Raw genomic sequence first — 6,092 nt, 5'->3', positions numbered from 1 at the left:
TATTCATTCTTGCCAATAATCCTGCACTTATTCTTGCTGATTATCGTGCACTATTCTTGCCAATTATCCTGCACTCTTAATTGCCAAAAATCGTGTACTTTTATTTACCGTTCACAAATGGATTGGAATGCTAGTTTAGAATATTATTTTGAAGATATTAAAACAGGTAAAAAGAAAGAAGGAAGTGCTATGGAAGCTGATATTCTTAAATTGAAAGAAGTTTTCATCAAAGAGAATTTTAAAACTATTTAGAAAAATCATAAAACACATATCTTTTTAAGATAATAGTTCCAAGATAAATTTAGAAACATTTTTTGAATAAAAAGCAAGTATGTTTTTTTTTTGTAAAATTCTAAAAAAAATATTTTTATTAGAATTAGCCTTTTAAAATATTACCCAGAAAAAATCTAAAAAAAAAATTTTCCGAACAGCATCGAAGCCCCACTTTCACTAAGGCGCCCAGTCCTCCCTCCAAGGCAGGTAACTGGAGGGAGGGGGGATTGAATTCAAATCATAGAAAGAGTCACCATCAAATCTTTTACTTTTTTTACGGTGTTTGGGGAAACATCATAACCTTTGCTTTTATCGCTTGCCAGTTTTGCCATGTCTCTAAGTGACATTGTAGGATTTGATTTTATCACCTTAACAGCTCTATTGTGTTTTGCCAGTGTTTCTTCTGGAGAGTCTTTTGTTTCTTTTATTCGCCCTTTATAGGCTCCACGCAAACGAGCCTGAATTATCCCCTCCGCCTGCCTTTCAAGAAGAGAAGTTTTTTCTAAACTGGATAGCTCTGATAAAATAGTTGTAATTAGGTTAAATACTGGATTAGCTTTTCCATTTATCATTGACTCCAGTCCTAAATTATCAATCTTAACAATCACTCCTTTATCAAAGAAAAATTTAAGGGTCTGTAACACATCGATAGTAGACCTTCCAGCTCTATCGATTGCATGGATTGAAACAAAATTCACTTCTCCCGCTTCAACGGCTTCAACAAGCTTTTTTCCAGCGGGTCTATCAGCAAAAGGAATTGAACCGCTTATTGTATCAATAAATAATATTTCATCTGGATGAGCTTTTGATAGTTGGCGTAGGTTAGATTGTTGAGCCGTACTTTGGCGAATGTATCTCGCTTTTTTCATAATTGGATTATTTAGGTGAAATTTTGAAAAAGTGTGCATTTTTAGGATGGTGTATTTTGCACAGTTTAATTGGTTGATATTGTTGAGTAATGATTTTTTATAATGTGAACCGTATGGCTATAACCTAATTTTGCACAGGACTGAAGGTTACTTACCTTCAATCCAGTCGAGAATATCTACTAGCATATCGCAATACACATCATTAACTTCTTTTATAATTTCTCCTTTTTTACTGATGAATGATATAGTGTAAGTATCAATCCATTTTAATTGGATTCTAACAGTTCCTTTGTGTCTGAAACCTGAACATTGGAATTGTAGTCCTCCTTGATATTCCTTTGATTCTGGTAATGCAATAAAGTTTTTAGAACCATAAGCCATTAAAGCCCATTTATCAGCATATTTAATTTGTTCAATGATTGTTTTAGCGATTTTCATTTTTTACAGTTATAAAGTGATACTTGATTAATACACTACAAAGTAAAGCAATATTTGATTAAAAAGCAAGTTTTGTTTAATATTTTATAAAATAAATTAAGCCTTACTTGATTTATTTTATATATTTGTAAAAAATATTAAAATGGCTGTACTACGATTAAAGGAAATAATGACATTAAAAGGAATGTCTAGGGATGAATTGTCTTCAATAGTTGATGTATCACCAACTACTATATCAAACATTTCAAGTGAAAAAAATTTACCAACGATTCAACTTCTCTTGAAGATAGCTGAAGCTCTTGATGTTGATATTAGGGAATTGTTTATTCCAACCAGAGGAACTTCTATAACTCAATTGGAAGTAGATGAAGCTAAGGAATTAATTGAAAAAGGACTTGGTATTTTAAAAGGAAAAATGTAAGTATTAAAAATTACCAGATATTTATAATTAAAGCACTTTATGGAAAATATTATAATTGGTAAAAGAGAAATAACAATTGAAAAATTTCAATTTGAACACACCTATAATGGGCTAATAATTGGGTCGCCAAATGAAGTCATTAACACCAAAATCTTGTCTGATTACATAAATTCATTAACAAAAGGTCATCGTAAATCTGTTTTTCATCTTACTAGGAATGACTATGTTTCAAATGACACACTAAAACCAGTTATTTATTCTGCATTTTTAGAATCGGACTCAATTGATGATACCGAAAATCAATATGATGGTAGCAGGCTAGTTGTAAGTTGGTTTGGTGAAGAACAAATTGAGAAGTCTATTTCAGAAATTATCATTGAAGGGTTAACAGGTTTTAAATATGACAAACTCGCTGAAAATTTCAACTTTTAAAGAAATCAAAGTACACAGTTGTGTTTGTGATAATAATATTTTCTATTCAAAAATTTTACCACTGGTTAATACTGAAAGTTTATTAAGGAATGATTTGAAATTAGATGGGTATTCTTCTAGTCCATTTGATTTTAATCTAAAATCATCTATCCAAATATCGCATTCCCAAGAAGTGCCGTCACAAATAAAATTATTTTGATATTCCTTTTCCCATGATTTGCAGTAACGAGAAATATACTTGAAAAAATTTAGTTTTCTTTCCTCTGAAATTACTAAATCGGAATCAATAGAATCGGATTGAAAAATGGCAATATGTTCATATTGATAATCATTTATGAATATTGGGTTTATATTGGAAATAGTTGCAGTATCTCCTGTTTGAGCCCTATATAGGAACAATCCTTTTTTATATTCTAAAGAGTAACTTGCCCCAAAGTAAGCACCGATACTAAATTCAAATTTTTTTATTGTCATTATACTTGTTTTAGCTTTTCCAATATTTTCACCATTGCAAAAGTATCCAATTTGCAATACTCCAATAAATCATTTTTAGTTTTATCAATATCGCCTTGGAATTCTCCATTGACCATTTGAGTAAATATAGAACTTGCAGTACCACCTTCTTTTATTTCTAAATTTTGGTATGAGAGTTCAGGAACCAATGCTGGCAAAACATTTTTAATGGAACAACTACCTTTCATTTCTGGAGTGTAATTATTTATATAATTTCAAACATACTTTTTCGCTCCTCTTCTGAATTTAATAGAAATTGATGCATGTGGCACGGATTAGGTTTGACTTCATCTGAATATAGACAGCAGTTAATCATTTCTGACGTTTGTAACTCTATACAAATTGCATTTATGTCTAAATCATAACATTCAGAATATGTGGAATGTGCTGGATTTGGAAAAGTATCTTTGTAAATTTTGTTATATCTTGGTTGAAAATATTTTATTAGTGCTGCTTCTGTGAAGTTTATTTTTTGTTGTTCATTAATTCCTTCCCAATTAAGTTTATCACTTACTTTCTTTCTTCTAATATCATCTTCATCTAGTTCTTCTTGTGAAAATATAGTTTTTCCATGCATCATCATTAAATTTATTTGAGAAAAGCATGCTAAAGCTAAATAAATTTCACAATCGGGATTATTTATTAATGCTTCAGCATAAATCCCTTGCAATGTTGAGTGACTCACTAAACGGTCTGGTGCAGTTCTTGCTCCTTCAACTCCGTATGATTGCCCAATATACAGAACTTCAAGGTTCAGAAAATCTCCAGTGACATAAGTCTGCAAGAAAGGGGAAACTTTAGCATCTACCAATTGTTCTTTATTATTATTTAATTGAAATATATTAAATGGATAACTCGAAACTATTTGAACTTCTTTAGTACCAAAATTATTAGCAAATTTATATTCTATCTCTTCAATTAAGCCTTGTCGATTTATTCCAAAACTCATTTTTAAGTAATCTTCCGTAGCCTCAAATTTTTCAGGAATTACTGTTAGTCTAGGTTTTTTACATATAAAATAAATATGACAAGGATTATTCTCATCAAAATAGTTATACTCAGATACAAATTTTAATTCAGGTTGTTGAAGTATCATCATCTTTTCCAACAACATATTTATTGCAAATTCTGTAGGTAGTCTTTTACTCATTATAGGATTGATAGATTTTATTATTTAATATTAAAATTCATCTGGAAGATACTCTTTGTATTTCGCTCTTAAGTAATCTAATCCTTTTTGATTGTCCTGAAGATTAATGTTGAGTTTATCCTTTATAAATTCATGTCTAATTTTTGCTTCTGTTAAAACTCTTCCCCATGGAAAAATAAAAACATCATAATTATCACCTTCAATAATATGACCATATATTCTGTTTTTTTGATTCATACTTGATTCTAACTCAGGTTTTACATCTTTAACTAAAAGAATAAATTTCCACCTTGTTTTATCTTTAGGAAATCTTTGGTCATTTGTAACTTTCGAAGCATAGGATTCAATTTGACTTTTTTCATCAAATCCAGCTTTCTTATTTGGTTTTTTAAGCTCAATAACTAAATTTTCTTTTCCTGCACTTCCTAAACTATATTGTTGCCATAAGCATACGTCAGGAATAGTTGTTAAATTTTCATTACTTTCACTATCAACAATCTCTTGAAAATCTTCCCTTTTTAGGGAATCTCTCAAATAAGACTTTAATACATTTTTAAGTGTTATATCATCTGCTCCTAATGTGTATTGGTCACCAAATAACCATGTTTCTCTGATGACAATTTTATGAAGATGTTTTCTTTCTTTAACATCGCCACCTACTTTATCATCATATATTATCTGCTCTAAACCGTTTATAAGATTAAGTCTATTCTTAATCTCAGTCATAGCATCAATAATATTTGACAATGATGTTTCTTCAAGTATTTCAATTAGTTCTTCCCTTTTATTGTCTGGAAGTTCAATAACTTCTGCAAGTATCCTTCTTAAGCCATCAGCATCTTTTTCAAGTGCTTCTTTGATTAAGGAAAATGTTAATTTTTTACTTTTTAAATCTTGTTCATCAAAATTTGGCAGAAACTCATGAACCTGTAAAGCAACAATATCAAATACTTGTCTTTTACTTTCTTCAACTACACTTTCTGCCTTATCACGATATGGATAAACACCTTCATTTTTTAATTGATTGATGTATTGTCCTGAATATTGATGAAGTCTTGTTCTAACATATTCTCGGGCAATTTTTTTTGATTCATTTTGTACTTCAATAATGTTTGGGTCTAAACCTTCAATGTCAAGTTTATTGTCTCTATGCAGTAACTCTATATAATCTGATTGAATAAATATAGACAACGGGATTGAAGAGCGTATCCCCAGATTACCTTCATTAAAAGGAACTCCTTTGGCGTTACATAAATAGGTTTTTTTCTTTTCAATATTGAAATTCCACTCAAGAATTTTGATAGTAAATAAATAATTAGTACCGTCAATATTAATTGGAAGACGTTTTTCAAAAGTGTTTTTAATTACAGACTGAAAATCTAATACGGCACCATTAAATGAAATTGAAAAATCTGGATAACTAATATAATAAGATGAGAATTTCTGTTCTAAATCACGTCTATATTTTTTATCAAGTGCTTCAGTAGCTTGTTTATTACTTACGTTTAGTATTTCTACTTGAAACCCTGTCTGTCCATCACCTTTAGGTAACTTCTTCAAATCACTAAAAGTTGAAGTTGCTAAATGATTTCTATCTATGTTAATGGTGAATTGCGATAATTGATTGTCTCCGTTAGATTTATAATTACTTGTAAAAGTAACTAAATCGCCTAACGATAAGCTTTTATACCTTCCTTTGCCTTCTTTTCCATGATATTGCCTTCCAGTTGGACTTTGGGTTTTAAATTTCTTTTCAGAACCACCAATACTGCCAAAAACTTTTTGGGCTTTATCGTAATCCACACCATGTCCATTATCCTTAATAAAAATATATTCGTAACCGCCTAACTTATTACTTTTATAAGAGATATTAATCTCAGTAGAATCAGCATCTAATGAATTCCATATTAATTCTGTAAGTGCAGTCATACCACTTGCTCTTGTCAATGACTCAATATGGTCTCTTTCTACTGCTAGGTTTATGGTTTTAGACATG

Annotated in this window: 9 protein-coding genes; 3 read left to right on the top strand and 6 right to left on the bottom strand. The window is 30.1% G+C overall.

The window, feature by feature from the left end; all coding sequences use genetic code 11:
• The coding region (locus tag ACNQGN_RS14630) for a hypothetical protein (RefSeq protein ID WP_417988566.1) at nt 1-252 on the top strand (252 nt) is incomplete at its 5' end.
• A 254-nt stretch (nt 253-506) separates the two neighbouring features.
• Here ACNQGN_RS14630 and ACNQGN_RS14625 read toward each other — a convergent pair.
• Together ACNQGN_RS14625 and ACNQGN_RS14620 are read right to left on the bottom strand one after the other, a co-directional pair.
• Nucleotides 507-1,142 (bottom strand): recombinase family protein, encoded by a 636-nt coding sequence (locus ACNQGN_RS14625; RefSeq protein ID WP_417988565.1) that lies wholly within the window; start codon nt 1,140-1,142, stop codon nt 507-509.
• Nucleotides 1,143-1,289: 147 nt separating this feature from the next.
• The gene (locus tag ACNQGN_RS14620) at nt 1,290-1,580 is read right to left on the bottom strand and encodes a hypothetical protein (RefSeq protein ID WP_417988564.1); all 291 of its coding nucleotides are present in this window, start codon (nt 1,578-1,580) and stop codon (nt 1,290-1,292) included.
• A 142-nt stretch (nt 1,581-1,722) separates the two neighbouring features.
• Here ACNQGN_RS14620 and ACNQGN_RS14615 point away from each other — a divergent pair, with 142 nt between their 5' ends.
• Both ACNQGN_RS14615 and ACNQGN_RS14610 read left to right on the top strand, forming a co-directional pair.
• Nucleotides 1,723-2,001, top strand: a complete 279-nt coding sequence (locus ACNQGN_RS14615; protein WP_417988563.1) for a helix-turn-helix transcriptional regulator — start codon at nt 1,723-1,725, stop codon at nt 1,999-2,001.
• Nucleotides 2,002-2,040: 39 nt separating this feature from the next.
• On the top strand, nt 2,041-2,433 hold the full coding sequence (locus ACNQGN_RS14610; protein ID WP_417988562.1) for a hypothetical protein: 393 nt from the start codon (nt 2,041-2,043) through the stop codon (nt 2,431-2,433).
• Between the two features lie 42 nt (nt 2,434-2,475).
• On the opposite strand, the gene ACNQGN_RS14605 is transcribed toward ACNQGN_RS14610, so the two are convergent.
• Genes ACNQGN_RS14605 through ACNQGN_RS14590 form a run of 4 tightly spaced genes read right to left on the bottom strand, consistent with a single transcriptional unit; the run spans nt 2,476 to nt 6,091 of the window.
• On the bottom strand, nt 2,476-2,907 hold the full coding sequence (locus tag ACNQGN_RS14605) for a hypothetical protein (protein WP_417988561.1): 432 nt from the start codon (nt 2,905-2,907) through the stop codon (nt 2,476-2,478).
• Nucleotides 2,907-3,134: a hypothetical protein gene (locus ACNQGN_RS14600; RefSeq protein WP_417988560.1), complete on the bottom strand. Its 228-nt coding sequence runs from the start codon at nt 3,132-3,134 to the stop codon at nt 2,907-2,909. The genes ACNQGN_RS14605 and ACNQGN_RS14600 overlap by 1 nt, the downstream gene beginning before the upstream one ends.
• 17 nt (nt 3,135-3,151) lie before the next feature.
• Entirely contained in the window at nt 3,152-4,096 is a 945-nt protein-coding gene (locus ACNQGN_RS14595; protein ID WP_417988559.1) for a hypothetical protein, read from the bottom strand.
• A 30-nt stretch (nt 4,097-4,126) separates the two neighbouring features.
• The gene (locus ACNQGN_RS14590) at nt 4,127-6,091 is read right to left on the bottom strand and encodes an ATP-binding protein (RefSeq protein ID WP_417988558.1); all 1,965 of its coding nucleotides are present in this window, start codon (nt 6,089-6,091) and stop codon (nt 4,127-4,129) included.
• Between the last annotated feature and the right edge of the window lies 1 nt (nt 6,092).

This window comes from Flavobacterium rhamnosi, assembly GCF_048286515.1.
Classification (GTDB): Bacteria; Bacteroidota; Bacteroidia; order Flavobacteriales; family Flavobacteriaceae; genus Flavobacterium.
This window is presented reverse-complemented; position numbering and strand designations above follow the sequence as displayed.

Excerpts from the sequence above, each read along its gene's own strand:
- ACNQGN_RS14625 (WP_417988565.1), bottom strand. The coding sequence starts at position 1,142 with ATGAAAAAAGCGAGATACATTCGCCAAAGTACGGCTCAACAATCTAAC.
- ACNQGN_RS14620 (WP_417988564.1), bottom strand. The coding sequence starts at position 1,580 with ATGAAAATCGCTAAAACAATCATTGAACAAATTAAATATGCTGATAAA.
- ACNQGN_RS14615 (WP_417988563.1), top strand. The coding sequence starts at position 1,723 with ATGGCTGTACTACGATTAAAGGAAATAATGACATTAAAAGGAATGTCT.
- ACNQGN_RS14610 (WP_417988562.1), top strand. The coding sequence starts at position 2,041 with ATGGAAAATATTATAATTGGTAAAAGAGAAATAACAATTGAAAAATTT.
- ACNQGN_RS14605 (WP_417988561.1), bottom strand. The coding sequence starts at position 2,907 with ATGACAATAAAAAAATTTGAATTTAGTATCGGTGCTTACTTTGGGGCA.
- ACNQGN_RS14600 (WP_417988560.1), bottom strand. The coding sequence starts at position 3,134 with ATGAAAGGTAGTTGTTCCATTAAAAATGTTTTGCCAGCATTGGTTCCT.
- ACNQGN_RS14595 (WP_417988559.1), bottom strand. The coding sequence starts at position 4,096 with ATGAGTAAAAGACTACCTACAGAATTTGCAATAAATATGTTGTTGGAA.
- ACNQGN_RS14590 (WP_417988558.1), bottom strand. The coding sequence starts at position 6,091 with ATGTCTAAAACCATAAACCTAGCAGTAGAAAGAGACCATATTGAGTCA.